The 24,410-nt window shown below is 71.8% G+C and carries 21 protein-coding genes; 7 read left to right on the forward strand and 14 right to left on the reverse strand.

Annotated elements, in window-relative coordinates; translation table 11 throughout:
- Nucleotides 1–116 precede the first annotated feature (116 nt).
- The 3 genes from JL106_RS01950 to rimO are packed head-to-tail and all read right to left on the reverse strand — an operon-like array spanning nucleotide 117 to nucleotide 2,796.
- Nucleotides 117–626, reverse strand: coding sequence for a CinA family protein (locus tag JL106_RS01950; RefSeq protein ID WP_407940068.1), 510 nt, complete (start codon nucleotides 624–626; stop codon nucleotides 117–119).
- Between the two features lie 26 nt (nucleotides 627–652).
- Entirely contained in the window at nucleotides 653–1,279 is a 627-nt protein-coding gene (gene pgsA, locus JL106_RS01955) for a CDP-diacylglycerol--glycerol-3-phosphate 3-phosphatidyltransferase (RefSeq protein ID WP_205259005.1), read from the reverse strand.
- Complete coding sequence (rimO, locus tag JL106_RS01960; RefSeq protein WP_205259006.1) at nucleotides 1,279–2,796, reverse strand: 30S ribosomal protein S12 methylthiotransferase RimO; 1,518 nt, start codon at nucleotides 2,794–2,796, stop codon at nucleotides 1,279–1,281. Before rimO ends, pgsA begins: the two co-directional genes overlap by 1 nt.
- Nucleotides 2,797–2,906: 110 nt before the next feature.
- On the opposite strand from rimO, the gene JL106_RS01965 reads away from it, so the two are divergent.
- Nucleotides 2,907–3,524: an amino-acid N-acetyltransferase gene (locus JL106_RS01965; RefSeq protein ID WP_407940069.1), complete on the forward strand. Its 618-nt coding sequence runs from the start codon at nucleotides 2,907–2,909 to the stop codon at nucleotides 3,522–3,524.
- Nucleotides 3,525–3,533: 9 nt separating this feature from the next.
- Here JL106_RS01965 and JL106_RS01970 read toward each other — a convergent pair whose 3' ends face one another.
- From JL106_RS01970 to uvrC, 9 genes are all read right to left on the reverse strand, one after another.
- Complete coding sequence (locus JL106_RS01970) at nucleotides 3,534–3,881, reverse strand: RNA polymerase-binding protein RbpA (RefSeq protein WP_205259007.1); 348 nt, start codon at nucleotides 3,879–3,881, stop codon at nucleotides 3,534–3,536.
- 25 nt (nucleotides 3,882–3,906) lie between these two features.
- Nucleotides 3,907–4,146: a preprotein translocase subunit SecG gene (gene secG, locus JL106_RS01975; RefSeq protein ID WP_205259008.1), complete on the reverse strand. Its 240-nt coding sequence runs from the start codon at nucleotides 4,144–4,146 to the stop codon at nucleotides 3,907–3,909.
- 91 nt (nucleotides 4,147–4,237) lie between these two features.
- Nucleotides 4,238–5,029, reverse strand: coding sequence for a triose-phosphate isomerase (tpiA, locus tag JL106_RS01980; RefSeq protein WP_205259009.1), 792 nt, complete (start codon nucleotides 5,027–5,029; stop codon nucleotides 4,238–4,240).
- 3 nt (nucleotides 5,030–5,032) lie between these two features.
- Nucleotides 5,033–6,238 (reverse strand): phosphoglycerate kinase, encoded by a 1,206-nt coding sequence (locus tag JL106_RS01985; RefSeq protein ID WP_205259010.1) that lies wholly within the window; start codon nucleotides 6,236–6,238, stop codon nucleotides 5,033–5,035.
- A 109-nt stretch (nucleotides 6,239–6,347) separates the two neighbouring features.
- Nucleotides 6,348–7,355, reverse strand: a complete 1,008-nt coding sequence (gap, locus tag JL106_RS01990; protein ID WP_205259011.1) for a type I glyceraldehyde-3-phosphate dehydrogenase — start codon at nucleotides 7,353–7,355, stop codon at nucleotides 6,348–6,350.
- A 144-nt stretch (nucleotides 7,356–7,499) separates the two neighbouring features.
- Nucleotides 7,500–8,480 (reverse strand): DNA-binding protein WhiA, encoded by a 981-nt coding sequence (gene whiA, locus JL106_RS01995; RefSeq protein ID WP_205259012.1) that lies wholly within the window; start codon nucleotides 8,478–8,480, stop codon nucleotides 7,500–7,502.
- A gap of 260 nt (nucleotides 8,481–8,740) precedes the next feature.
- A complete protein-coding gene (locus JL106_RS02000; RefSeq protein WP_205259013.1) occupies nucleotides 8,741–9,721 on the reverse strand; it encodes a gluconeogenesis factor YvcK family protein in 981 nt (326 codons plus the stop codon).
- The gene (gene rapZ / locus JL106_RS02005; protein ID WP_236006507.1) at nucleotides 9,718–10,650 is read right to left on the reverse strand and encodes an RNase adapter RapZ; all 933 of its coding nucleotides are present in this window, start codon (nucleotides 10,648–10,650) and stop codon (nucleotides 9,718–9,720) included. Before rapZ ends, JL106_RS02000 begins: the two co-directional genes overlap by 4 nt.
- Before the next feature lie 8 nt (nucleotides 10,651–10,658).
- Complete coding sequence (uvrC, locus tag JL106_RS02010; RefSeq protein ID WP_205259014.1) at nucleotides 10,659–12,956, reverse strand: excinuclease ABC subunit UvrC; 2,298 nt, start codon at nucleotides 12,954–12,956, stop codon at nucleotides 10,659–10,661.
- A gap of 199 nt (nucleotides 12,957–13,155) precedes the next feature.
- Between uvrC and glgX the strand changes: the two genes are divergently transcribed.
- The 6 genes from glgX (at nucleotide 13,156) to JL106_RS02040 (ending at nucleotide 23,434) form a co-directional block, all read left to right on the forward strand.
- Nucleotides 13,156–15,477 carry a glycogen debranching protein GlgX gene (gene glgX, locus JL106_RS02015; protein WP_205259015.1) on the forward strand — a complete coding sequence of 774 codons (2,322 nt, stop codon included), beginning with the start codon at nucleotides 13,156–13,158 and terminating at the stop codon, nucleotides 15,475–15,477.
- A 91-nt stretch (nucleotides 15,478–15,568) separates the two neighbouring features.
- Nucleotides 15,569–17,887, forward strand: a complete 2,319-nt coding sequence (gene treY, locus JL106_RS02020; protein WP_205259016.1) for a malto-oligosyltrehalose synthase — start codon at nucleotides 15,569–15,571, stop codon at nucleotides 17,885–17,887.
- 32 nt (nucleotides 17,888–17,919) lie between these two features.
- The gene (gene treZ / locus JL106_RS02025; RefSeq protein ID WP_205259017.1) at nucleotides 17,920–19,719 is read left to right on the forward strand and encodes a malto-oligosyltrehalose trehalohydrolase; all 1,800 of its coding nucleotides are present in this window, start codon (nucleotides 17,920–17,922) and stop codon (nucleotides 19,717–19,719) included.
- A gap of 13 nt (nucleotides 19,720–19,732) precedes the next feature.
- A complete protein-coding gene (locus tag JL106_RS02030) occupies nucleotides 19,733–21,277 on the forward strand; it encodes a cryptochrome/photolyase family protein (protein ID WP_328841015.1) in 1,545 nt (514 codons plus the stop codon).
- 61 nt (nucleotides 21,278–21,338) lie between these two features.
- Nucleotides 21,339–21,593 (forward strand): hypothetical protein, encoded by a 255-nt coding sequence (locus tag JL106_RS02035; protein WP_205259018.1) that lies wholly within the window; start codon nucleotides 21,339–21,341, stop codon nucleotides 21,591–21,593.
- Nucleotides 21,594–22,054: 461 nt separating this feature from the next.
- Nucleotides 22,055–23,434, forward strand: a complete 1,380-nt coding sequence (locus JL106_RS02040; RefSeq protein WP_205259019.1) for an HNH endonuclease — start codon at nucleotides 22,055–22,057, stop codon at nucleotides 23,432–23,434.
- Nucleotides 23,435–23,571: 137 nt separating this feature from the next.
- Here the strand turns inward: JL106_RS02040 and JL106_RS02045 are convergent, their stop codons facing one another.
- Together JL106_RS02045 and JL106_RS02050 are read right to left on the reverse strand one after the other, a co-directional pair.
- Nucleotides 23,572–23,955, reverse strand: coding sequence for a hypothetical protein (locus tag JL106_RS02045; protein ID WP_205259020.1), 384 nt, complete (start codon nucleotides 23,953–23,955; stop codon nucleotides 23,572–23,574).
- A 44-nt stretch (nucleotides 23,956–23,999) separates the two neighbouring features.
- Nucleotides 24,000–24,404, reverse strand: a complete 405-nt coding sequence (locus tag JL106_RS02050) for an SRPBCC family protein (protein WP_205259021.1) — start codon at nucleotides 24,402–24,404, stop codon at nucleotides 24,000–24,002.
- Nucleotides 24,405–24,410 lie beyond the last annotated feature (6 nt).

Here is a 24,410-nt window from a genome sequence, read left to right on the forward strand (position 1 = left end):
AGACCACCACCGTGATCAGAGGTTCCGACCGATCCAACGTCACCGTTCCCGGCGATGTTCCACGGCTCGGATGATGACGGGATCACGGTCGCGTTCCGGCCCCGTTGCGGAGCCGATCAGCCGGTGACGACGCGGTACAGCAGCTCGAGGGCGCCGGTGACCGCGGCGGCACGCACGGCGGCACGCACGGCGGTAGCTGACCCCGTGGGCAACTCGGCCGGCGATCCGTGGACGGATGTGGGCGTGCCGGTCGGTCCGGACAGCGCGCAGAACCAGGTGCCGACCTCGATGCCGTCCTGCGGGTCCGGCCCGGCGACACCGGTCAGACCCACTCCGATCGTCGCGCCGCACCGGCTGCGTGCCCCGGCGGCCAGTTGCTCTGCCACCTGAGGATGCACGGCGCCCACCCGGTCCAACAGGTGCCGGTCGACGCCGGCCAGGCTGTGCTTGAGATCGGTGGCGTACACGACCAGGCCACCGCGCACCACCGCGCTGGCCCCGGGGACCTCGGTGAGCACCGCGGTGAGCAGCCCGGCGGTGAGCGATTCCGCGGTGGCCACCGTCCACGACCGGGCCCGCAGCGCCGCCACCGTCCCGGTCACCAGCCCCGGGTCCACGCCGAGCAGGGCGGCCAGCCCGCCGCCGGGCGCGGTCACGGCCGGTCCCCCGGCGACGAGGCGGTCGGCGGCCGGGAGGTCCGGGGCCTGCGGTTGGCCGGTCCGTGGCTGATCAGCGCCATGGCCCGGATCAGGTAGTCGACACCGGTGGCCACGGTCAGGATGAGCGCGAGCGCCATCATGCCGATCGGCAACCAGCTGATCGCGTTGGGCAGCGGCATCAGGAACAATCCGATCGCCACCACCTGCGCCAGGGTCTTGGCCTTGCCACCCGGGGTGGCCGCGATGACGCCGTACCGCAGCACCGCCAGCCGCAACAGCGTGATGCCGACCTCGCGGATCAGGATGACGAGGGTCACCCACCAGGCCAGATCGGACAGCATCGACAACCCGATGAGCGCGGACCCGGTGAGGGCCTTGTCGGCGATCGGATCGGCGATCTTGCCGAAGTCGGTGACCAGCCCGCGCTTGCGCGCGATGTGCCCGTCGTACCGGTCGGTGATGGCGGCGACCGCGAAGATCGCCGTAGCCGTCCACCGCCAGGCTGCGTCGTGACCACCGCCGGCGAACAGCGCCAGCAGGAACACCGGCACCAGGATCAGGCGCAGCACGGTCAGGGCGTTCGGCAGGTTCACCAGCGGCACCGGCGGGGTGGGCGCCATCACGACCGCCCGGCGCCCACGACGGCAGTCGCCGATCCGGCCCCCACCGCGACCAGCGGCTCGGCGACGAGGTCGACGCCCTCCGCGGCGACCACCCGCGCGCGGATCAGCTCACCCGGCGTGGGCCCGGGCCCGTCGACCGGCAGCCGCAGCCAGGTGATGCCGTCGACCTCGGGAGCCTGGTGGTGGGCCCGGCCGGCGACGCGACGCCACCCGGTCGCGGACCGGTCGTCGTCGACGCCCGGGTCGTCGGTGGCGTCGACGAACACGTCGACGTCGGTCCCGATCCGGTCCTCCGCACGTTGCCCGGTGAGCTCCTCGACCAGCGAGCTCACCGCCTCGACCCGCTCGTCCACCACGTGCTGGGGCAGCTTGCCGGGCAGGTCGGCGGCCGCGGTACCGTCCTCGTCCGAGTACCCGAAGACACCGACGGTGTCCATCCGGGCCGAGATGAGGAACTCGGTGAGCTCGGCCAGTTCCTGCTCGGTCTCGCCCGGGAAACCCACGATCACGTTCGACCGGATGCCCGCTTCGGGAGCGGCCGTCCGGATCTGGTCGATCAACGCCAGGAACGACTCGCGTGAGCCGAATCGGCGCATGCGCCGCAGCAACGCGGCGTCCGCGTGCTGGAACGACATGTCGTAGTAGTCCGCCACGGTCGGTGTCGCCGCGATGGCCTCCAGCAGCCACGGGCGGGTCTCGGCCGGCTGCAGGTACGACAGCCGCACCCGGTGCAGCCCGGGCACCCCGTCCAGGTGGTGCAGCAGGCGCTCCAGATGCCGGTCGCCGGGCAGATCCTTGCCGAACGACGTCGAGTTCTCGCTGACCAGGACGACCTCGCGCACACCCTGCTCGGCCAGCCAGGCCGCCTCGGCCACGATGTCGTCGAGCGGGCGGGAGACGAAGGCGCCACGGAAGGACGGGATGGCACAGAACGTGCACCGCCGGTCGCAGCCGGACGCGATCTTCAGCGGCGCCACCGGCCCGGCGTGCAGCAGGCGCCGCAGCAGGGTGGGCCCGGTGCGGCCGTCGGCCAGCGGCAAGGTGTGCCCCGGCACCACCACGGTGTCCGCGGCGGCGGGCCGCTGCACCGGGGACAGCGGCAGCCGCAGCCGCCGGTCGGTGGGCTGATGCGACTCGGGCGTCGCGCCGTCAAGGACCTGCTGGACGAGTCCGGCCAGCTCGGGGTAGGTGTCGAAGCCGAGCACCGCGTCGGCCTCGGGCAGCGCGTCGGCCAGTTCCTGGCCGTACCGCTCGGCCATGCAGCCCACCGCGACGACCTTGGCCCCGGTGTCGGCGGCGGCCAGCAGCGTGTCGATGGAGTCCTTCTTGGCGCTGGCCACGAACGCACAGGTGTTCACCACGACGACGTCGGCCGGGGCATCCTCGGCGACGAGCTCGTAGCCGCCGGCGTGCAGCCGTCCGGCCAACTCGGAGGAGTCGACCTCGTTGCGGGCGCAGCCCAACGTCAACACGCTGACGCGGGCGGCGCGGGACGGACCGGACGCGGCGGGCACCCGGACACTGTAGTCGCCGGACGGGTCGGCGATCGCCCGGAGGGACGCACGCCACCCGAGGCCGGCCGGTCGTCGGGCGTACGGCCGCCCGGTCGGTCGGACTAGGCTGGATCGCTGTGACCGGACCCGTCTTCGCCCACCGTCCGGCCGGCACCAGGGGCATCGCGGTGCAACGGGCCAAGGTCTCGGACGTGCGTCGGATCAAGGAGCTGGTGGACTGCTTCGCCGGGCCCGTGCTGCTGGAGAAGACGCTGGCCAACCTGTTCGAGGACGTGACCGAGTTCTGGGTGGCCCGGGTCACGGAGCCCGAGTCCGTCGTCGAGCAGGCTCCCGGCCGCGACCCGGCCGCGGAACGGGCCTGGCCGGCCGAGCTGGGTCCGGGCACCGTGGCCGGCTGCGGCGCCCTGCACGTGCTGTGGGAGGACCTGGGCGAGATCCGCACGGTCGCCACCGATCCGGTGGCCCAGGGGCACGGCGTGGGCCGGGCGGTGTGCGAGCACCTCATCCAGCAGGCCCGGGACCTGGGTCTGCGGCGGCTGTTCGTCCTGACCTTCGAGGTGCGGTTCTTCGGCTCGCTCGGGTTCGAGCCGATCGGCGAGCTCGACCTGTCCGCCGAGGCGTACGCCGAACTGCAGAGCTCTTATGACGCCGGCGTCGCGGAGTTCCTCGACCTGCCGTTCGTGAAGCCGAACACCCTGGGCAACACCCGGATGATCAAGTGGCTGTGACCGGGCCGGTCAGTCCGCGGCGGTGCGCCGTTCGTTGATGCGCGCCAGCGCCTCGTCCAGCAGCGCGTTGCCCTCGGCGTCGGACCGCCGCTCCCGGACGTAGGCCAGGTGCGTCTTGTACGGCTCGGACCGCGGGATCGGCGGCGGCGCGGCGGCGTTCTGACCGGCGGGGAGCCCGCAGCGCGGGCAGTCCCAGGTCTCGGGCGGCGACACGTCCTCGGCGAACCGGACCGGCGTGACGTGGTCGTGGGCGCAGTAGTAGGTGACGAGGCGACGGGGCGCTGACTCGCCCCGTTCAGCCTCGCCCATCCGTCCGGCGCCGATCCGAGAACCGCGGATCGGATTCCCTCCGGCCATGACGAACTCCTCCCGGCGCTCGGGGTCAGCCGGCGCCGACCTTGAGCAGCAGACCGATCCCGACCACCGAGATGATCCAGATCGCCGCCACGAACAGGGTGAGCCGGTCGAGGTTGCGCTCGACCACCGAGGACCCGGACAACGACGACTGCATGCTGCCGCCGAACAGCGAGGACAGGCCACCGCCCTTGGCCCGGTGCAGCAGGATCAGCGCCATCAAGGCGAGGCTGGTGATGACCAGCAGGATCTCGAGGAAGAGCTTCATGATCGCCTTGGTCCAGGCCGTGCCGTCCCGGGGCGTGGTGCCCCGGGACGTGCACCGCTGATGAGCACGGTCGGGCGCAGTCTAGCCGCGGTCAGGCGAGCACGCCCACGGCATTGGCCGCCAGCGTGGCGAACTCGGTGCCGTCCAGCGAGGCGCCGCCCACCAGGGCGCCGTCGACGTCGGGCTGCTCGACGATCTCCGACACGTTGGACGACTTGACCGAACCGCCGTACAGGATCCGAACGCCGCCGGCGACCTCGGGGCCGAACAGGTCGGCCAGCGCCACGCGCAGCGCCCCGCAGACCTCCTGCGCATCGGCCGGCGTGGCCACCCGGCCGGTACCGATCGCCCAGATCGGCTCGTAGGCCAGCACCAGGCTGGCCGCCTGCTCCGCCGTGATCCCGGTGAGCGCGGAACGCAACTGGGCGACGGCGTGCTCGACCTGGTTGCCGGCCTCGCGGACCTCCAGCCCCTCGCCCACGCACAGGATCGGCACCAGACCGTTGCGGTAGGCCGCGACGACCTTGGCCGCCAGGATCTCGTCGGTCTCGTGGTGGTACTGCCGGCGCTCGGAGTGCCCGACCAGGACGTACGTGACGCCGAGCTTGGCCAGCATGGTGCCGGACACGTCGCCGGTGTAGGCGCCCGCGTCCTCAGCGGCCAGGTCCTGCGCGCCCAGCACGACGCTGAGCCGGTCACCGTCGATCAGGGTCTGCACCGAGCGGAGCGCGGTGAACGGCGGGACCACCGCCACCTCGACGTGGGCGTAGTACTTCTCCGGCAACGTGAAGGCGAGCTTCTGCACCAGAGCGATGCCCTCGAGGTGGTTGAGGTTCATCTTCCAGTTGCCGGCGATGAGCGGCTTGCGGACGGCGGTGCTCATGGATCAGGCCTCCAGTACGGCCAGACCGGGCAGGTCGGCACCTTCGAGGAATTCCAGCGACGCGCCGCCGCCGGTGGAGATGTGGCCGAACGCGGCCTCGTCGACGCCGAGGGTCCGCACCGCCGCGGCCGAGTCGCCGCCGCCGACGACCGAGAACGCGTCGGACGCCGCGATGGCCTCGGCCACGGCGCGGGTGCCCGCGGCGAACGCGGGCATCTCGAACACGCCCAGCGGGCCGTTCCAGAAGATGGTGCGGGCCTGCGCGACGACCCGGGAGAACGCCTCCTGGGTGTTCGGGCCGATGTCCAGCCCCATCCAGCCGTCGGGGATGCCGCCGGCGTCGACGACCTGGCTGTCGGCGTCCGCCGCGAAGGCGTCGGCGACGACCACGTCGCTGGGCAACACGATCTTGTCGCCGTACTGGTCGAGCAGCGCCTTGGTGGTCTCGATCTGGTCGGCCTGCAGCAGCGAGTTGCCCACCGGGTGCCCCTGAGCGGCCAGGAACGTGTAGGCCATCCCGCCACCGATGAGCAGCGCGTCGACCTGCGGCAGCAGCGCCGTGATGACACCGAGCTTGTCGGAGACCTTGGACCCGCCCAGGATGACCACGTACGGGCGCTCCGGTGTGCCGGTCAGCCGGCGCAGCACCTCGGTCTCGGCCGCCACCAGCGTGCCGCCGTAGTGCGGCAGCTTCGCCGCGACGTCGTAGACGGACGCCTGCTTGCGGTGCACGACTCCGAAACCGTCGGACACGAAGGCCGGTGGCTGGTCCCCACCGGAGACCAGGTCGACCAGGTCCTGGGCCAGCGCGGCGCGCTCGGTGTCGTCCTTGCTGGTCTCGCGCGGGTCGAACCGCACGTTCTCCAACAGCACGACCGACCCGCTGCCGGCAGCGGCGACCGCGTCTGCGGCGGACGGACCGACCAGGTCCTGCGCCATGGTGACCGGCGCGTCCAGCAACTCGCCCAGCCGGGCGGTCACCGGGGCCAGTGAGTACTTGGCCTCGGGCTCACCTTTCGGACGGCCCAGGTGGGCGGTGACGACCACCTTGGCGCCGGCGCCGGTGAGCGCCTGCAGGGTGGGCAGCGACGCGCGGATACGGCCGTCGTCGGTGATGGTGCTGCCGTCCAGCGGCACGTTCAGGTCGGCCCGGACCAGGACGGTCCGACCGTCCACGCCCTCGGCCAGCAGGTCGTCGAGATCCTTCACAGCGCACTCCTTGTCGGCACTACCGGACACCACGACCGGGTGACGGGCACGGGAACGCGCCCGGCGGGTCGTGGATCCGCCGGGCGCGTCACCCAGGATCAGCGGGCGATCAGAGCTTCGAACCGACCAGCGCGGCGAAGTCCGCGAGACGGTTCGAGTAGCCCCACTCGTTGTCGTACCAGCCGACGACCTTGATCAGGTTGCCTTCGAGGGCCAGGGTCAGCGGGGCGTCGAAGGTGCACGACGCCGGCGACCCGACGATGTCCGAGGACACGATCGGATCGGTGGAGTACACGAGCTTGCCGGCCAGCGGGCCTTCGGCCGCAGCCGCCTGGAAGGCGGCGTTGACGTCGTCGACCGAGACCGACTTGGACAGCTCGACGGTCAGATCGGTGACCGAGCCGTCCGGCACCGGCACGCGCAGGGCGTAGCCGTGCAGCTTGCCCTTGAGCTCCGGCAGGACGAGCGCGGTGGCCTTCGCCGCACCGGTGTTGGTCGGGATGATGTTGACGGCGGCGGCCCGTGCCCGGCGCAGGTCCGAGTGCGGGTAGTCGAGGATGACCTGGTCGTTGGTGTAGGCGTGCACCGTGGTCATCAGGCCCTTGACGATGCCGAAGTTCTCGTGCAACACCTTGGCCATGGGGGCCACGCAGTTGGTGGTGCAGGAAGCGTTCGACAGGATGTTCTGGCTGCCGTCGTAGGCGTCGTCGTTCACGCCCATGACGACGGTCAGGTCCTCGTCGGTGGCCGGCGCGGAGATGATGACCTTCTTGGCCCCGGCGGCCAGGTGCTTGCCGGCGGCGTCGGCCTTGGTGAAGAAGCCGGTGGACTCGACGACCACGTCGACGCCCAGGTCCCCCCAGGGCAGCGAGCCCGGGTCGCGGTCCGAGAGGACCTTGAGGTCCTTGCCGTTGATGGTGATGACACCCTCGCCGGCGGAGACGTCGTATGGCAGCTTGCCCAGCACGGAGTCGTACTTGAGCAGGTGGGCCAGGGTCTTGGTGTTGGTCAGATCGTTGACCGCGACGATCTCGACGTCGTGGTCCAGCGAATCCACCGCCCGCCAGAAGTTCCGTCCGATACGACCGAAGCCGTTGATTCCGACGCGCACAGTCACGTCTGTCAGCCCTTCCCTACTGGATGGTTCCCGTCAGCGAACCCAGATGGCGCGGCGACAGGATCGATCAAGTGACACCGCCCACGTCGGCGGGGGCGTCGCGCCGTTACTCTATCGGGCCGGTCGAGCCCGCCCGCAGCCGCCTCAGCCATCGAGCATGTCTGCGGTGACGGCCGACTCGGTGTCCGGGATCCCGAGCTCCTGGGCGCGCTTGTCGGCCATGGTCAGCAACCGCCGGATGCGGCCGGCGACGGCGTCCTTGGTCATGGGCGGATCGGCGAGCTGACCGAGTTCCTCCAGGGACGCCTGCCCGTGCGCGATGCGGAGCCGACCGGCCTGGGTCAGGTGGTCCGGCGCCTCCGGGCCCAGGATCTGCAACGCCCGCTCCACCCGGGCGGCCGCCGCGACCGCGGCCCGGGCCGACCGCCGCAGGTTGGCGTCATCGAAGTTGGCCAGCCGGTTGGCGGTGGCCCGCACCTCGCGGCGCATCCGCCGCTCCTCCCAGGCCAGCACGCAGCTGTGTGCCCCGAGCCGGGTCAACAGCGCGGCGATGGCGTCGCCGTCGCGCACCAGGACCCGATCGGCGCCGCGGACCTCGCGGGCCTTGGCCGTGATGCCCATCCGCCGCGCCGCACCGACCAGAGCCAGCGCGGCCTCAGGCCCGGGGCAGGTCACCTCGAGCGAGGCGCTGCGTCCCGGTTCGGTGAGCGAGCCGTGGGCCAGGAAGGCGCCACGCCAGGCCGCCTCGGCGTCGCCCACCGACCCGGAGATGATCTGCGGGGGCAGGCCGCGGACCGGACGGCCGCGCTGGTCGATCAGGCCGGTCTGCCGAGCCAGGGCGTCGCCGCCCTGCACCACCCGCACCACGTACCGGGTGCCCTTGCGCAGCCCGGACGGCGCCAGCACCTGGACCTCTGCGGCTTGGGCGTAGAGCTCCCCGATCTCCTTGCGGAGCCGGCGGGCGACGGCGCCGGTGTCCAGCTCGGCCTCCACCACCACCCGCCCGGCGACGATGTGCAGTCCACCGGCGAACCGCAGCAGCGCGGACACCTCGGCCTTGCGCGCCGAGACCTTGCTCACCGACACCCGGCTGAGTTCGTCCTTCACCGACGCCGTCATCGCCATGAGGCGCTCCCCTGGTTGTCTCGTTCGGCTCCGGCCGGATCCGGTGATCGGTCGGAGGTGGGTTGATCGGTCATGGTCGTCGGGCTCGTGGTGCGGGGCCGGCCGGCTCCGGCCCTGGGCGGAACTGCGCACCGGGCGCGGCGGACCCGGGTCCGAGGCGTCGCGCCATTCTGCGTCCGCCCGTCCGGCGCCGCGGACCGGCTGCGTGGATCGGCTGCGTGGATCGGCGGCGCGGATCGGCTCCGGAGGATCGACTGCGGTCAGTGCGGTTCCGCGCCGTCGAGCTCGCGGGCCAGTGCCGCTGCCAACGCGTCGACCCGGTGCCGAGGTTCCCCGGGCATCGCCACGTCGTCGAGCACGAGTCGGGCGCCGAGCCGGTGCGCCGCCTCGTCGAGCCGGCCGGGCAGCGGGACCGCGGAAGTGTCGGCCAGCACGGTGGACACCCGCAGGTCCGGCGCGTGATCGGCGATCACCTCGAGATGCTGTTCCGGCGAGAAGCCCTCGGTCTCGCCGGCCTGCTCGGCCAGGTTCAGGACCAGCACCCGGCGGGCGGGACTGGTGGTGATGGCGGTGGCCAGCTCGGGCAGCAGCAGGTGGACCAGCACGCTGGTGAACCAGGAGCCGGGCCCCAGCGTGATCAGGTCCGCACCGGCCAGTGCCTCCAGCGCCTCCGGACAGGCTGGGGCGTCAGGCGGGTCGATGCCCACCGCCTGCACCGTGCCAGGCGTGGCGGCCACCGCGACCTGGCCGCGGATCTGCCGGACGGCGTCGGGATCGGTGTCCAGCCCGGTGACGTCCGCGACGATCTCCAGCGGGACGCAGCTCATCGGCAGCACGCGCCCGCGGGCACCGACCAGCTCGCCGGCCACCCGCAGCACGGTGACCGGGTCGTGCAGCACCTCGGTGAGGCCGGTCAGCAGCAGGTTGCCCACCGGATGACCGGTCAGGGCGCCGGTGCCGGAGAACCGGTGCTGGAACACGGTGCTCCAGGTCTGCTCGGACGCCTGCGGGCCACTCATCGCGGCCAGCGCCATCCGCAGGTCGCCGGGTGGCAGCAGCCCGGGGAACTCACGGCGCAACCGACCGGACGAGCCCCCGTCGTCCGCCACCGTCACGACGGCGGTGACGTCCACGTCGAGCGTGGTCAGCGCCTGCAGGATCACGGCCAGGCCGTGACCACCGCCCAGCGCCACCACGCGCGGCCGCGGTCGCTCCGGCTCGGCCCGGTCGGGGGCTGTCACTCGCGCCCCAGGTCACGGTGCTGGACGTGCACGGTCAACCGGTCACCGGTCAGCCGGCGCCGCAACTCCTCGGCCACGGCGACGCTGCGGTGCTTGCCGCCGGTGCAGCCCACGGCCAACGTCAGGTACCGCTTGCCCTCGCGCTGGTAGCCGCCGTTGACCAGGTCGATGAGGGCGACGTACCGGTCGAGGAACTCCGACGCACCCTCCTGGGACAGCACATAGTCGGACACCGCGGGCTCGAGCCCCGTGTGGTCCCGCAGCTCCGGGATCCAGTGCGGATTGGGCAGGAACCGCATGTCGATGACCAGATCGGCGTCGATGGGCAGGCCGTACTTGTAACCGAAGGACACCACGGTGAGCGAGGGCTTCGGGACGGCCATGGTGAAACCGCGTTCCACCTCGGCCCGCAGCTGGTGCACTGACAGGTCCGAGGTGTCGATCACCAGGTCCGCCTCGTCGCGCAGCGGCCCGAGCAACGCCCGTTCGGCCTCGACCCCGTCGATCAGCCGACCGGAGCCCTGCAACGGATGTGCCCGCCGGTTGGCCTCGTAGCGACGGATCAGTGCGGCGTCGCTGGCCTCGAGGAACAGCACCCGCGGGCGGTATCCGCGGTGGTCGAGGTCCCGGATGACCGCCGCGAGGTCGTGGGTGAACGCCCGGGACCGGACGTCGAGCACCACCGCGATCCGGGTGACGTCGCCACTGGCCCTCGAGCCCAGGTCGACCATGGTCGTGATCAGCTCGGGCGGCAGGTTGTCGACGACGAACCAGCCCAGGTCCTCGAGACACTTCGCCGCGGTGGAGCGGCCGGCGCCGGAAAGACCCGAGACGATCGCCACCTCGATGCCGCCCGGCGCGGAACCCCCCGTGGCCGGGTCGGCCGGATCCGCCCGGTCGTTCGTCGGAGCCTTCGGCGGGTCGCTCATCAGGATGGTCAGCCCTCCTGCAACGGGACGGGAACGGGCGCGCTGGTCGACTCGGTGGATCCGTTCGACACGTCCGTCGTCGTGGCGTCCGGCGTGTCGGACGAGACGGTAACGGTTCGTACTGATTCGGTCACGCCCGGCCCGTCGTCGCCGGCGTCGCCCGGGGACCCGCCCGCCGGCGACAGCGCACTGAGCACCGCCTCAGCGGTCTTGCGGCCGATGCCCGGGACCTCCATCACCTCGTCGAGCGACGCCGTGCGCAGTGCGGCCACCGACCCGAAGTGACGGATGAGGGTCCGGCGCCGGGTCTCGCCGAGTCCCGGGACGTCGTCGAGCGCCGAGACCGTCATGGACTTCGACCGCTTGCTGCGGTGGTAGGTGATCGCGAAGCGGTGGGCCTCGTCGCGCAGCCGCTGCAGCAGGTACAGCGCCTCGCTGGTCCGCGGGAAGATCACCGGGAACTCCTGGTCCGGGACCCAGACCTCCTCCAGCCGCTTGGCCAGCCCGCACACCGTCACGTCGACGACCCCGAGCTCGGCCAGCTGGGCCGCCGCCGCGTTCACCTGCGGGGCGCCGCCGTCGACCACGAGCAACTGCGGCGGGTACGCGAACCGCCGGGGCCGCCCGGTCGTCGGGTCGATGCCCGGCGGCACCGGACCGGAGGCCGACGGCTCCTCGGGTGCCGGGTCCAGGTCGGCCACCGGCTCGACGCCGCCGTCGGAGCCCGCCGCCTCGGCGCGGCCACGGCTGAAGCGGCGCCGCACCACCTCGGCGATGCTCGCCACGTCGTCCCCCGGACGGTCGCGGATGGCGAACCGCCGGTAGTCGCTGCGCTTGGCCAGGCCGTCCTCGAACACCACCAGGGACGCGACCACGTCGGTGCCCTGCACGTGCGAGATGTCGATGCACTCGATGCGCAGCGGCGCCTGGTCCATCTGCAGCATCTCGGCCAGCTCGGTGAGCGCGGCCGAGCGCGCGGTCAGGTCGGAGGCCCGCTTGAGCCGGTGCTGGGCGAGCGCCTCGGCCGCGTTGCGGGTCACGGTCTCGGCGAGCGCACGTTTGTCACCACGGCGCGGGACCCGCAGCGAGACCCGCGAACTACGCAGACCGGACAGCCACTCCACCAGGTCGCGATCACCCGGGCCGGCCGCGAGGTCCGGGGTCTCGTCGTCCTCCTCGGCGAGGTCGGGCTCGATGGCGGTCGCCAGTCGCGCACCTCCCGAGGCCGGCAGCACCGGCACCAGGATCTCCTTGGGTACCGCGGCGTTGCCGTCGTCGTCGGCCCGGCGTCCGTAGAACTGGACGAGGAAGTTCTCCACCAGCCCGGCCAGCCGTCGCTGCCGGATCTGTTCCTCGTCGCCGTCTCCCCCGTCGGACGTGTCGTCCGCGGTCGGCGCCGCGCCCGCGCGGTTCCCCGGGGAGTCGTCGTCCAGCACATCCACGATCCAGCCGCGCTGCCCGCGGACCCGCCCGCCGCGGACGTGGAAGACCTGCACCGAGGCCAGCAGCTCGTCGGCCACGATCCCGACCACGTCGGCGTCCGTGCCGTCCCGCAGCACCACGGCCTGCTTCTCGACCGCGCGGCGCAGTGCCCCCAGGTCGTCGCGCAGCCGGGCGGCCCGCTCGAAGTCGAGATCGCCGGAAGCCTCGCTCATCTCGCGCTCCAACCGCCGCATCAGCGGATCGGCCCGCCCGGCCATGAAGTCGCAGAAGGCCTCGACGATCTCCCGGTGCTCACCGGCGGTGACGCGCCCGGTGCACGGCGCCGAACACTTGCCGATGTACCCGAGCAGGCAGGGGCGGCCGATCTGCTGGGACCGCTTGAAGACGCCGGTCGAGCAGGTCCGGGCCGGGAAGACCCGAAGCAGCAGGTCCAGCGTCTCGCGGATGGCCCAGGCGTGGGCGTACGGACCGAAGTACCTGACGCCCTTGCGATGTGGCCCACGCATGACCTGCAGCCGGGGGTACTCCTCGCCCACCGTGACGGCCAGCTCGGGATAGGACTTGTCGTCCCGGTAGCGGACGTTGAACCGAGGATCGAACTCCTTGATCCAGTTGTACTCGAGCTGGAGCGCCTCGACCTCGGTGCGCACCACCGTCCACTGCACGCCGGCGGCCGTGGTGACCATCTGCCGGGTGCGCGGGTGCAGACCGGACAGGTCGGCGAAGTACGAATTGAGCCGTTGGCGCAGGTTGATGGCCTTGCCGACGTAGATGACCCGGCCGTCCGGATCGCTGAACCGGTAGACCCCCGGCGACTCCGGGATGGTCCCCGGCGCCGGTCGGTAGGTCGTCGGATCAGCCACACGAGCAGGGTAGTCGCGACCGGCGACAGCCCCCGGCCATCGGGCGCCCTCCCACCGCCGACCCGGATCCGACCAGGTGTGACGTGGCCCGCCATCGGTTGGCCCGGCTGCCGGGAGGGAACCGTCGGGGTCCCCGGATAGGGTGGCGCCGCTCGGCGCCGGCCGGGCGGGTACGAGCACAGGATGAAGGAGCGCGTCGATGGAGGTCTGGCCGGGAACCGCCTACCCACTGGGGGCGACGTATGACGGCACCGGCACGAACTTCGCTCTCTTCAGCGAGGTGGCCGAGCGGGTCGAGCTGTGCCTGATCGACGACGACGGCACGGAGACACGGGTGGATCTGCCCGAGGTGGACGGGTACGTGTGGCACGGGTACCTGCCCGTCGTCGGACCGGGGCAGCGGTACGGGTACCGCGTGCACGGTCCCGACGACCGGACCAACGGTGTGCGGTGCAACCCGAACAAGCTGCTGCTGGATCCGTACGCTAAGGCCGTCTCCGGCCAGATCGACTGGGATCCCTCACTGTTCGCCTACGACCTGGGCAATCCGGACTCGTACAACAACGAGGACAGCGGCCCGCACATGATGTACGGCGTCGTGATCAATCCGTTCTTCGACTGGACCGGTGATCGTCGTCCACGCACGCCCTACCACGAGACCGTCATCTACGAGGCGCATGTCAAGGGTCTCACCGAACTGCACCCGGAGATCCCGGAGACCCAGCGCGGCACCTACGCCGGCGTGACGCACCCTGCGGTCATCGAGCACCTGACCCGGATCGGCGTCACCGCGCTCGAGCTCATGCCGGTGCACCAGTTCGTCAACGACAGCACGCTGATGGACAAGGGTCTGTCGAACTACTGGGGCTACAACACCATCGGCTTCTTCGCACCACAGAACACGTACAGCGCCTTCGGCGACCAGGGCCAGCAGGTCCAGGAGTTCAAGGCGATGGTCAAAGCGCTGCACGCCGCGGGCATCGAGGTCATCCTCGACGTGGTCTACAACCACACCGCGGAGGGCAACCACCTCGGGCCCACCATCAGCTTCCGCGGCATCGACAACCAGGCCTACTACCGGTTGGTCGAGGACGACAAGCAGTTCTACATGGACTACACCGGCACCGGGAACTCGCTCAACGTGCGGCATCCGCACTCGCTGCAGCTGCTCATGGACTCGCTGCGGTACTGGGTCACCGAGATGCACGTCGACGGCTTCCGGTTCGACCTGGCCGCCACCCTGGCCCGCGAGTTCTACGACGTGGACCGCCTCTCCACCTTCTTCGAACTCGTGCAGCAGGACCCGGTGGTCAGCCAGGTCAAGCTGATCGCCGAGCCGTGGGACATCGGCCCGGGCGGTTACCAGGTCGGCAACTTCCCGCCGCAGTGGACCGAGTGGAACGGCAAGTACCGCGACACGGTCCGGGATTTCTGGCGGGGAGAGCCGGCCACCCTGGGCGAGTTCGCGTCCCGGCTCACCGGCTCGGCCGATCTCTACGAGTACTCGGGTCGCCGTCCGGTCGCGTCGATCAACTTCATCACCGCACACGACGGTTTCACCCTGGCCGACCTGGTCTCCTACAACGAGAAGCACAACGAGGCCAACGGTGAGGACAACAACGACGGCGAGAGCCACAACCGGTCCTGGAACTGCGGTGTCGAAGGGCCGACGGACGACGACGCGGTCCTGACGCTGCGGGCCCGGCAGCAGCGGAACTTCCTGGCCACCCTGCTGCTGTCCCAGGGCGTGCCGATGATCGCCCACGGCGACGAGCTCGGTCGCACCCAGCGGGGCAACAACAACGTCTACTGCCAGGACTCTGAACTGTCCTGGGTCAACTGGCAGGAGGCCGACGAACCGCTGGTCGAGTTCGTGGCGGCCGTCAACCGGCTGCGCGCGCAGCATCCGACGTTCCGCCGGCGCCGCTTCTTCGACGGTCGCCCGGTGACCCGCGGCGAGGGCGAGCCGTTGCCCGACATCGTCTGGATCACCCCGAGCGGCGAGGTGATGACGCCGGAGGACTGGGACTCCGGGTTCGGCCGGTCCGTCGGAGTGTTCTTGAACGGCAACGGGATCCGGGGCATGGACCGTCGCGGCACCCGGGTCGTCGACGACTCCTTCCTGATGCTGTTCAACGCGCACGACGAACCGCTGGACTTCCAGCTGCCGCACGAGGAGTACGGCACCGCCTGGCAACTCGTGATCGACACCTCCGGCGTGCCGGAGCATCTCGAGCACATCCCGGCGGCCGGATCGGTGACCGTGGCCGACAAGGGCCTGGTCGTGCTCCAGGCGGTGGCTGCGGTCGAGGAGGCGGAGCCGACCGGGCACGTGGTGGCCCCGGCGGCGGTCGTCCCGGCCGTGGCCCCGACGCCGGTGCCGATGCAGCATGCCATCGCGGCGGATCCGCCCACCGGGACGTCCACCGTGTCGCAGCCCGAGGACGCCGACCTGCATCCTTCGCAGGCCGCCGTCGACGCCCAGCTGGACGCCGACACCAACGGCGGTTCCGCGGAGTGATCACCGGCCGCGGGGCGGGCCGCGGGCCGGCCGCCGGCCCCGGGGCCCGGGGCCCCCCCCCCCCCCGCCCCGCGAGGCCGCGATGTCCGCGATGTCCTCAGTGCCCGACGCCGCCCGTCCCGTGACCGAGGTCCCGGCGTCCACCTACCGCTTCCAGGTGACTCCGGAGTGGCCGCTCACCGCGGCCGCCGACCAGGTGGACTACCTGCAGCGGCTGGGCGCCGGCTGGGTCTACCTGTCCCCGATCCTGCAGGCCGAGCCCGGCTCGGCCCACGGCTACGACGTCGTGGACCACGGCCGCACCGACTCCTCCCGCGGCGGTGAGGCCGGGCTGGCCGCGGTGGCCGACCGGGCGCACGCCGCCGGTCTCGGGGTCCTGGTCGACATCGTGCCCAACCACGTCGGGGTGGCCACGCCCGCCGAGTCGGTGTGGTTCTGGGACGTGCTGGCCAAAGGCCGGCAGTCGCCGCACGCCGACGCGTTCGACGTCGATTGGGAGGTCTCGGGTGGCCGCATCCGGCTGCCCGTCCTGGGCGACGGTCCCGACGAGCTGGACCAGCTCGAGGTCAGCGACGGCGAGCTGCGGTACTACGACCATCGCTTCCCCATCGCCGAGGGCACCGGGGGCGGCACGCCGCGGCAGGTGCACGACCGGCAGCACTACGAGCTGATCAACTGGCGCCGCGGCGACGCCGAGCTCAACTACCGCCGGTTCTTCGCCGTCAGCACCCTGGCCGGCGTCCGGGTGGAACTGCCGGAGGTGTTCGACGCCTCGCATGCCGAGGTCGGCCGCTGGGTGCAGCGCGGCTGGGTCGACGGGCTGCGCATCGACCATCCGGACGGCCTGGCCGACCCGAAGGGGTACCTGGACCAGCTGGCCGAGCTGCTCGACGGTCGCTACGTCCTGGTCGAGAAGATCATCGAGGGCGACGAGCGCCTGCCGTCGTCCTGGCGGACGGCCGGCACCACCGGATACGACGCCCTGGCCTGGTTCGACCGGGTGCTGATCGACCCGGCCGGCGAGGCAGGGCTCGACGCACTGGACACCGCGCTGCGCGGCGGCATGTCGGTCGAGTGGCCGGCCATGGTCCGGTTCACCAAGCGCGCCGTCGCCGACGGCATCCTGCGGGCCGAGGTGTTGCGACTGGCCCGACTCGTCCCCGACCTGCCGCAGGCGGACGACGGCATCGCCGAGCTGCTGGCCTCGTTCGACGTCTACCGGACCTACCTTCCGGACGGCGCTGAGCATCTCGACCACGCCGTCCAGCGGGCCACGGTGAACCGGCCGGAGCTCACCGAGCTGCTGGCCGAGCTGTCCCGCCGGCTGCGGGACACGGGCACCGAGTTCTCCCGCCGGTTCCAGCAGACCTCCGGCATGGTCATGGCCAAGGGCGTCGAGGACTGCGCGTTCTACCGGTGGACCCGGCTGACCTCGCTCACCGAGGTGGGCGCCGAACCGGCCCAGTTCTCCATCCCGGTCGAGCAGTTCCACGTCCTGCAGGCGGAGCGCCAGGAGCGCTCCCCCGTGGCCATGACGACCCTGTCGACCCACGACACCAAGCGGGCCGAGGACGTGCGGTCCCGCATCTCGGTGCTGGCCGAGGTGCCCGACGAGTGGACCGCCGCAGTGCGGCGCTGGAACCGCTGGGCCCCGCTGGACGACGGACCGCTGGCCAACCTGCTGTGGCAGGCCGCCGTCGGCGCCTGGCCGATCGAGCGGGAGCGGCTGCACGCCTACGCCGAGAAGGCGTCCCGGGAGGCCGGCACCTCGACGCAGTGGACGGACTCGGACGAGGCGTTCGAACAGCGCATGCACGCGCTGGTCGACGCGGTGTTCGACGACGACGAGCTGCACGTGTCGGTGCGCGCGTTCGCCGACCGGGTGACCGGCCCGGGCCGGTCCAACTCGCTGTCCGAGAAGCTGATCCAGCTCACTGCGCCCGGCGTGCCGGACGTCTACCAGGGCAGCGAGCTCTGGGACCTGTCGCTGGTCGACCCGGACAACCGCCGGCCGGTCGACTACCGCCGGCGCGCCGACCTGCTGGCCCGGCTCGACGACGGATGGCAGCCGGACATCGACGACTCCGGGGCGGCCAAGCTGCTGGTGGTCTCCCACGCGCTGCGGTTGCGGCGCGACCGACCGGACCTGTTCACCGGGTACACCCCGCTGTCGGGCGACGGGTCCGCCGCCGAGCACCTGGTCGGGTTCGACCGCGGCGGCGCCATCACCCTGGCCACCCGGCTGCCCGTCGGCCTGGCCCGCCGCGGCGGCTGGGCGGACACCACCGTGACCCTGCCCGAGGGTCGCTGGGTTGATCAGCTGACCGGGCGGGAACACGACGGTGGATCCGTCCGGCTGGCTGACGTCCTGGAGCGATACCCGGTCGCCCTGCTGGCCCCGGCGTCCTGACCCGCGTCCGTCCCCGCAGAAGGAGATCCGTCATGGCGCAGTCGTTCTCGGTGTGGGCCCCGGAAGCCGAGCGGGTGGCTCTGGTGATCGGCCCGGCCGGTGGGACCGTGGACGAAGCGACCGAGCTGGCCATGACCGCCGGTGCGGACGGGTGGTGGTCGACCTCGGCGCCGGCCGACCTGGCCGAGGTCGAGGTCGACTACGGGTTCCGGCTCGACGGCGGCGAGCGGGTCCTGCCCGATCCGCGGTCGCGCCGGCAACCCGCCGGCGTGCACGAGCGGTCGCGCAGCTTCGACCCCACCCGGCACACCTGGCAGACCCCGGACTGGACCGGCCGGCAGCTGCCCGGTGGGTTGATCTACGAGCTGCACATCGGAACCTTCACCCCGGAGGGAACGTTCGACGCCGCGGTGGAACGGCTCGACCACCTCGTCGACCTGGGCGTCACCCACGTCGAGGTGTTGCCGGTGAACGCGGTGAACGGCGTGCACAACTGGGGGTACGACGGCGTGCTCTGGTACGCGGTGCACGAGCCGTACGGCGGGCCGGCCGGGTACCAGCGGTTCGTGGACGCGTGCCACGCCCGCGGGCTCGGCGTCATCCAGGACGTCGTCTACAACCACCTCGGACCGAGCGGGAACTACCTGCCGGAGTTCGGGCCGTACCTCAACTCCCAGGGCAAGGCGAACACCTGGGGTGACTCGTTGAACCTGGACGGACCGGATTCCACCCCGGTCCGCGAGTACATCCTGGACAACCTCCGGATGTGGTTCCTCGACTTCCACGTCGACGGTCTGCGGCTGGATGCCGTGCACGCCCTGGCCGACCACAGCGCCGTGCACCTGCTGGAGGAGATGGCGCAGCGGACCGCCACGTGGTCGGCGCACGTGGGCCGCCCGCTGTTCCTCATCGCCGAATCCGACCTCAACGACCCCAAGCTGATCACGTCGCCACAGGGCGGTGGGTACGGGCTCACCGCCCAGTGGAACGACGACTTCCACCATGTCCTGCACGTTGCGCTGACCGGCGAGACCACCGGCTACTACGCGGATTTCGGCTCGATGAGCGCCATCGCCAAGGTGGTGACCGAGGGTTTCTTCCACAACGGCACCTGGTCGAGCTTCCGCGGTCGGCCGCACGGCCGCCCGCTGGACACTCGGACCGTGCCCACGTGGGCCTTCGTCGGGTACCTGCAGGACCACGACCAGATCGGCAACCGGGCGACCGGCGACCGGATCAGCGACGACCTCTCGCCCGAGCTGCTGGCCGTGGGCGTGGTGCTGATGATGACTGGACCGTTCACCCCGATGCTGTTCATGGGTGAGGAGTGGGCGGCGTCCACGCCGTGGCAGTTCTTCACCTCCCATCCCGAGCCGGAGCTGGGTGAGGCGACCGCCAAGGGCCGCATCGCGGAGTTCGCCCGGATGGGCTGGGACCCGGCCGTGGTCCCTGATCCGCAGGACCCGCAGACGTTCCAGCGGTCGAAGCTGGACTGGTCCGAGGTCGAGGCACCCGAGCACCGCGCCGTGCTGGATCTGTATCGCGGGCTGGCCCGGCTGCGTCGGGAGCGGCTCGAGCTGACCGATCCGCGCTTCCGTGAGATCACCGCGGAGTTCGACGATACGGAACGCTGGATCGCCATCGACCGCGGCGGGGTCCGGATCGTCGCCAACCTCTCCGACCAGGCCCGGATGGTACCGCTGGCCGCCGGCGGCGGACCGGTGTTGCTGGCGACGCAGGCGGCCGGCGCGGTGACGGTCCAGCCCGGCGATGCGTCGGTGACGCTGCCGGCGGCGTCGGCCGTCGTGCTCGGGCCGGCGTCCGAGCTCTGAGCCGGGACCGCTGGTGCCGACCGAGGGCAACGACGTCCGCTGGTTGTTCGCCGACCAACTGGGCCCGCACTTCCTGGACGGAGACGACCAGCGGGTGCTGCTCGTCGAGTCGCGGCGGGTGTTCGCACGCCGACGGTTCCACCGGCAGAAGGCGCACCTGGTGCTGTCGGCGATGCGGCACCGCGCGGCGGAGCTGGGCGAGCGGTGCACCTTCCGGCAGGCGGACCGGTACCGCGACGTATTCGACCACCGGCCGCGGGCGGTGCGTGGGCCGCTGACGGTGAGCCACCCGACCACCTTCGCGGCCAGAGACTTCGTCCAGTCGCTGGACCGGGTGCAGATGCTGCCGGCGCGCGGGTACGCCACCGAGATGGACGAGTTCGCCCGCTGGGCGGCGGGGCGGCGCGGGCATCAGCTACGGATGGAGGACTTCTACCGCGGCACCCGGCGGCGGCTCGATCTGTTGATGGACGGCGACGAGCCGTTGGGTGGGCGGTGGAACTACGACGCGGAGAATCGCGAACCCCCGCCCAAGCCGAAGGCCCGGCCCGAACTGACCGACCCGGACCAGCGGTCGGTGCTCGGTGTGCCGGGTCCGTGGTGGCCGGACGAGGACGAGATCGACGAGCAGGTGCGCGCCGACCTGGACCGGTGGGAGGCCGACGGTGACGTCACGTTCGTGGGGCGGGACGGGCCGCGTCAGTTCCCGGCCACCCGGACTGAGGCGCTGACCGCGCTCCGGCACTTCCTGGACCACCGGCTGCGGGCCTTCGGACGCTACGAGGACGCCATGATGTCGGGCGATCCGTGGATGGCCCACTCGTTGTTGTCCGCCACGATCAACCTGGGCCTGCTCGATCCGGTCGAGGTGGTCCACGCCGCGGAGTCGGCGTACCGGGACCGGCCGGACCAGTACAGCCTGGCCGCCGTCGAGGGGTTCGTCCGCCAGGTCATCGGCTGGCGCGAGTACATGTGGCAGTTGTACTGGTGGTTCGGGCCGGAGTACCGGCACCTCAACGAGTTGCGGGCGACGAAGCCGCTGCCCAAGTGGTTCGTCGAACTCGACGCGGACGCCGTGCAGGCCAGGTGCCTGTCGGACGTGCTGGGCGATCTGCGCGACCACGGGTGGGTCCACCACATCCCGCGGCTGATGGTGCTGGGCAACTATGCGCTGCAGCGCGGCTGGCGGCCCGACCAGCTGACCGACTGGTTCCACCGGTCGTTCGTGGACGGCTACGACTGGGTGATGCTGACCAACGTGGTGGGCATGTCGCAGTACGCCGACGGCGGCCGGATGGTGACCAAGCCCTACGCCGGCGGCGGGGCGTACATCAACCGGATGAGCGACTACTGCGGGCAGTGCCCCTACTCCCCGACCGTCCGGGTCGGTGAGCAGGCGTGCCCGTTCGCGGCCGGGTACTGGTGGTTCGTGCACCGGCACCGCGACCGGTTCGCCGGGAACCACCGGATGCGGCAGGCCATCCGCGGGTTGGACCGGCTGCGGGATCTGGAGGCGCTGGTCGAGCAGGAGGAACACCGCGGCTCCCGCGGGCCGTAGTGCCCGCGGGGCGCCGGTGCGACAATCGGCGGGTCGAGGACGACCGGCATGGGGGTGTGCGATGGACGCCGAACGGAGTCACGCCCAGGGAACGACCGCGCCAAGCAGCGATGCTGCCCGCGCGTCGGCCGCGTCGCAGTGGGAGGAGGCCGACCGCATCGCCGAGGACCTGTACGGTCCGGTGCCGACCGACGCCCACGAACATCAATGGGTGACGTCGAGCCTGTGCGTGCGGTGCATCCTGTGCGACGCGATGGTGCCCACCGTCCCGACCGGCGGGCAGGTCGTGACGCTGCCCGGGCCGGGTGGTTGGTGAGGGCGTCGCGCTGATCGGCGCGGCCGGGTCACGATGCCGGTCGGGTGGCCGGGGCCCGCTGAGTGACCGGCGGCGGCATGACCTTCGACCGCGCGTCAGCGAAGGGCCGACCGTTCGAGTCCGGCCGTCGCTGTGCTGATCAGCCATGCCGACACCGGGCTGCGGTCAACGAGTGTCGTCCGCCCGAGGCTGAGCGGGATCGGAATCTCGGGCGGCGAGCGCAGTGGTCATCGCCGTCCTCTGGTACGTGCACATTGCGACGTGCCGAGCCCCGCAACGCAGGGGTTCCGGTCGTTTCGTCGCCTCGACATCGACTGCTTGCGAACGGGTCTCGAGTCTGGGAACGCGCTGAGAACGCGCCGCAATTGCGCGCCCGGGCTTCGCTGCGACGTCGATCGACCACTCGTCCGCGCCCGACGTTCACCTCGATCACCGATGCTGGCGGCGGTATCCTCGTACGCATGTCCAGCACCACGACCACCACGCCGGCCCTGCCGTCCGTGGTCGCGTCATGGGTCGACCAGCTCGGCGACGCCGACGCGTCTCGCCTGGACGCACACGCCCTGGTCGAACTGATCACCGCGATCGAGCGGCTCAAGGCCGCCGGCGCCGCGGTCCAGGCGAGTGCCACCACCGCCCTGCTGGACCGTCAACTCACCATCTCCGACGCGTCGGCCTCCGCCGACGAGTCCGGCGACGTGGCCAAGCGCCGCCGGGCGGCGGTGCGCCGGTCGGTCGGGGCGCAGGTCGCGTTGGCTCGCCGAGTGTCCCCGCACCAGGGCGGCCGGCACCTCGGTCTGGCCGTCGCCCTCCGCGACGAACTGCCCGAGCTGGGCGCGGCGCTGCGCCGCGGGGCGGTCAGCGAATGGAAGGCCACCCTGGTCGCCCGCGAGACCGCCTGCCTCAACCCTGAGCTCCGCCGCGCCGCCGACCGAGAACTCGCCGACCAGTACGCCGGCCTCGGCGACCGCGCCTTGGCCGCCGCCGCGACCCGGATCGCCTACCGACTCGACCCCAAGCAGGCAGTGGCCCGGGACGCCAAGGCCCACCACGATCGGCGGGTCAGCCTCCGCCCGGCGCCGGACTGCATGACCTACCTGACCGCGCTGCTGCCCGTCATGCAGGGCGTCGCGGTGTTCGCGGCCCTGCAACGGCACGCCGACACCGTGTTCGCCGCCGGTGACGAGCGTGGCCGTGGGCAGGTGATGGCCGACGAACTCGTCGCCCGCGTCACCGCCGGCGCCGCCCCCGCCGAAACCAGCGACGACGCTGACGTGAGCGAACTGCCCACCGTGCCGACCGGCGTCGACCTCACCATCAACCTGGTCATGACCGACCGCACCCTGCTCGACGGCGACACCGAGCCGGCCGTCGTGGTGGGTCACGGCCCCATCCCGGCCCGCCTCGCCCGGCACATCATCCGTGAGGCCCCCGAAACAGCGCGGATCTTCGTCCGGCGTCTGTTCACCGACCCGACGACCGGCGGACTCACGCACGCGGACCCACGGAGGCGCCGCTTCGGTCACCTGGATCGGCAGTTCCTCATCGCCCGCGACCAGACGTGCCGAACGCCCTGGTGCGACGCCCCCATCCGCCACGCCGACCACATCCACCCCCACGCCGCCGACGGCCCGACCCTGCTCGACAACGGCCAAGGCCTCTGCGCCCGCTGCAACCTGACCAAGGACGACGACGGGTGGCGCACCACCGGTACCGGCCCGACCACCGTCGTCACCACTCCCACCGGCCACCGCTACCGCAGCGTGCCACCCGAGCCACCCATGTCGGCCCCCGGGGGCAGTCCACTCGATCAGCAGGCTGGACCGGTGAGCGCGACGTGACCGAGCGGCTCGCGATCCGTCTGGAAGGCTGCGTCGGTGCACCAGGCGATGCAGCAGGCACTCCGGCCGGTCCTGCGCGACCTGCAGCGCTCGGGCGCCGTCCCCCCACTCATCGAGGAGCACGACTGGGCCGCTCCTCACTCCAGCGAGAACCGCTGATCCCGGCGGTCGTCGGCGATCCGCGCCCCCAGCGCCGCAGCCACCTGACCCGGCGCATCATCACCGACCAGCAGCCGCAGCCGGTCGTCGTCCGAGTCGGCGACGTGCGGCACGATGGAGTGCGCTGCCTCGCGCAGGTCGTCGTCGGCCGGGTCGGGCCGGCTGAACTGCATGCTCGACGTCGCCCACTCGGTGTCCAGGCCCCCGACCTCGGCCACTGTGACCCGGATCCCGAACCGCTGGTCCTCGGCGGCCATCGCCTCACTGAACCCCTCGAGCCCGGCGTCCAGCGCGGCCCCGGTCAGTGCCCGCCCGAGTCCGCGGCCGGCCCCGGTGATCAGCCAGATCTGTGGATCACTCATGCCCCGACCGTACGAAGCCGGGCGACGCGCCGGGAACCGAACTCTCAGGCGTCGACCAGCTTGCGCAGCGCCGACTTCGCGATCGGTCCGTACCCGAGCACCAGCGGCGCCGGCCCGGTCACCCGCAACGCGGTGCACGAACCCCCGTCCGGGAATTCGTCCACCGGCGCCGCGACGACCAGGTGGTCCAGCGTCATCTCGATGCCCAGCGGAGCCTGCACCCGCCACGACCACCGCCGACGCACCGGGTCGACCGACAGCACGGTGAAGTCCAGCGCCAGGCCAACGATGGTGTGCACCCGGCCGGTGCTGCCCGCCCGGATCACCGGATCCGAACAGTCGACCCGGCGCATCTGCGGCGACCAACCCGGCCAGCGGGCCGGTTCCACGTACCGCAGCCACGTCACCTCGACCGGCACCGGGCCCGTTGCGGTCAGCACGCTGCGCATCGCTGC

The organism is Nakamurella leprariae (assembly GCF_016918035.1).
GTDB classification, from domain to species: Bacteria; Actinomycetota; Actinomycetes; order Mycobacteriales; family Nakamurellaceae; genus Nakamurella; species Nakamurella leprariae.

Excerpts from the sequence above, each read along its gene's own strand:
- pgsA (WP_205259005.1), bottom strand. The coding sequence starts at position 1,279 with ATGGCGCCCACCCCGCCGGTGCCGCTGGTGAACCTGCCGAACGCCCTG.
- JL106_RS01970 (WP_205259007.1), bottom strand. The coding sequence starts at position 3,881 with ATGGCCGGAGGGAATCCGATCCGCGGTTCTCGGATCGGCGCCGGACGG.
- secG (WP_205259008.1), bottom strand. The coding sequence starts at position 4,146 with ATGAAGCTCTTCCTCGAGATCCTGCTGGTCATCACCAGCCTCGCCTTG.
- tpiA (WP_205259009.1), bottom strand. The coding sequence starts at position 5,029 with ATGAGCACCGCCGTCCGCAAGCCGCTCATCGCCGGCAACTGGAAGATG.
- whiA (WP_205259012.1), bottom strand. The coding sequence starts at position 8,480 with ATGGCGATGACGGCGTCGGTGAAGGACGAACTCAGCCGGGTGTCGGTG.
- rapZ (WP_236006507.1), bottom strand. The coding sequence starts at position 10,650 with ATGAGCGACCCGCCGAAGGCTCCGACGAACGACCGGGCGGATCCGGCC.
- glgX (WP_205259015.1), top strand. The coding sequence starts at position 13,156 with ATGGAGGTCTGGCCGGGAACCGCCTACCCACTGGGGGCGACGTATGAC.
- treY (WP_205259016.1), top strand. The coding sequence starts at position 15,569 with ATGTCCTCAGTGCCCGACGCCGCCCGTCCCGTGACCGAGGTCCCGGCG.
- treZ (WP_205259017.1), top strand. The coding sequence starts at position 17,920 with ATGGCGCAGTCGTTCTCGGTGTGGGCCCCGGAAGCCGAGCGGGTGGCT.
- JL106_RS02035 (WP_205259018.1), top strand. The coding sequence starts at position 21,339 with ATGGACGCCGAACGGAGTCACGCCCAGGGAACGACCGCGCCAAGCAGC.
- JL106_RS02040 (WP_205259019.1), top strand. The coding sequence starts at position 22,055 with ATGTCCAGCACCACGACCACCACGCCGGCCCTGCCGTCCGTGGTCGCG.
- JL106_RS02045 (WP_205259020.1), bottom strand. The coding sequence starts at position 23,955 with ATGAGTGATCCACAGATCTGGCTGATCACCGGGGCCGGCCGCGGACTC.
- JL106_RS02050 (WP_205259021.1), bottom strand. The coding sequence starts at position 24,404 with ATGCGCAGCGTGCTGACCGCAACGGGCCCGGTGCCGGTCGAGGTGACG.